Raw genomic sequence first — 1,612 nt, 5'->3', positions numbered from 1 at the left:
AGGGCTGGTGTTGGTCGGGCACTTCGCTGTCTTCACCTACCTCACGGCACTAGTCACCCAGTTGGGCAGGCTGCCCGGTGCCACGATCCCCTTGATGCTGTTGGTGTTCGGAGTGAGCGGGGCAGTATGGGGCGCTGACCGCGTTCCTGGGAAGGAGCGGCTTCGACGTGCGCGTCGCCGAAGACGGGCGCGCAGGTCTGGCCGAGGTGGAGCGCGAGGTGCCCGACCTGGTGGTGTGCGACGTGATCATGCCCCATGTCGACGGGCGCGAGTTCGTCCGTCGCATCCGGGGCCGGCAGCTCTGGCTCCCCATCATCCTGCTCACCCAGGTCGGCGAGTCGTGGGAGCGCAGCGCGGCCCTCGACGAGGGCGCGGACGACTACCTGAACAAGCCCTTCGATCCACACGAGCTGATCTCGCGCATCCGCGCCGTGCTGCGTCGAAGCTCGCAGGGCGCCGGTGCCCTCCGGGGCTCGCAACGGCTGCAGGCCCTGGACATCACGCTGGATCGCACCGCGCGTCGCGTGTGGCGGGGCGACACCGAACTCACCCTCACCCCGAAAGCACTCACGCTGCTCGAGTACCTGATGCTGCATCCGCAAGAGGTGCATCCTTCGCCAGCCCCTGCGCCGTCTCGAGCATGATGTGCTCGACCTGCTCCAGGTCGGAGTCTGCGGGGACGCCCAGGTCGATGATGGAACGCGCCCAGCCCTGCGACATGTTGCCGATGCGGGTGACCTCGCCGTTGCGCACGTACCAGAGGGTGCCGTTGACGTCGCGCACCTGGGTGATGCGCACGCTGACATACTCGACGACGCCGCTCGCGAGACCGAGATCGACCACGTCGCCGATGCCGATCTGGTCTTCGGCGACGATGAACATGCCGTTGAGCACGTCCTTGACGATGTTCTGGGCGCCGAAGCCGAGGCCGGCGCCGACGGCGGCGGTCAGGAGGGTCAGGGAGCCGAGGAGGCTGTTGTCGATCGCGTTCACGATGAGCACGATCGCGATGACGACGAGCATCACGTTGACGATGTTCTGCAGGATCGTCCCCAGCGTGCGCGTGCGCTGCACGAGGCGCATGTCGGCGAGGGGGGATCGTTCGAGGGCCTGCGTGTCGTCGACCGACGCCTTGTTCTTGGCGCTGTCGACGATACGGTGCACGACACGTCGGATGACTATGCGCAGAACGAGGCCGATCACGACACAGCTGGCGATGATGATCGCGACGGTGAGGGCCTTCATACCGGCCTCACCAAGCCAGACGAGCAGCGCCTTCACCCAATCGGGGAGGGGGATTTCCGCGGATGGGTCGGTGTCAGCGAGGGGGAGAATCATCACTCACGATCCTAGCGATCGGGTCTCTGCGCGGGCTGGGTGGATGTGCCCGACGAGAACGGAGACCACCCGTCCCGTCTCGCGGTGTCGTTCATGGACACGGCGAGTGCGGGACCGATGGTCTCCGTCTTCAGGGGTGCTTCGGGATGCGGGAGGTGCGCACCTGCTTGGTGAAGAAGTCGAGACGGGCGCCGGGCTCGATGATCGGCATCCCCTTGTGGTTCGGCGCGAACGCGGCTCCCATGTAGACGCCGAAGACCGCGAACTGCACCCC

At 66.5% G+C, this 1,612-nt stretch carries 1 protein-coding gene and 2 pseudogenes; 1 reads left to right on the top strand and 2 read right to left on the bottom strand.

Features of this window, described 5'->3' with window-relative positions; genetic code table 11:
* The first annotated feature begins 134 nt into the window (after positions 1–134).
* Entirely contained in the window at positions 135–644 is a 510-nt protein-coding gene (locus tag KZA10_RS14560) for a response regulator transcription factor (protein ID WP_256934904.1), read from the top strand.
* On the opposite strand, the pseudogene KZA10_RS14555 reads toward KZA10_RS14560, so the two are convergent.
* Positions 610–1,338, bottom strand: a pseudogene (locus tag KZA10_RS14555) (mechanosensitive ion channel family protein); the annotation flags it as partial. The gene KZA10_RS14560 and the pseudogene KZA10_RS14555 overlap by 35 nt on opposite strands.
* A 148-nt stretch (positions 1,339–1,486) precedes the next feature.
* Positions 1,487–1,612 (bottom strand): annotated as a pseudogene (locus tag KZA10_RS18270) (acyl-CoA desaturase); the annotation flags it as partial.

This window comes from Microbacterium sp. BF1, assembly GCF_019279095.1.
Classification (GTDB): domain Bacteria; phylum Actinomycetota; class Actinomycetes; order Actinomycetales; family Microbacteriaceae; genus Microbacterium; species Microbacterium maritypicum.
The sequence above is the reverse complement of the archived record's forward strand: the minus strand, read 5'-3'. Positions and strand labels throughout refer to the sequence as shown.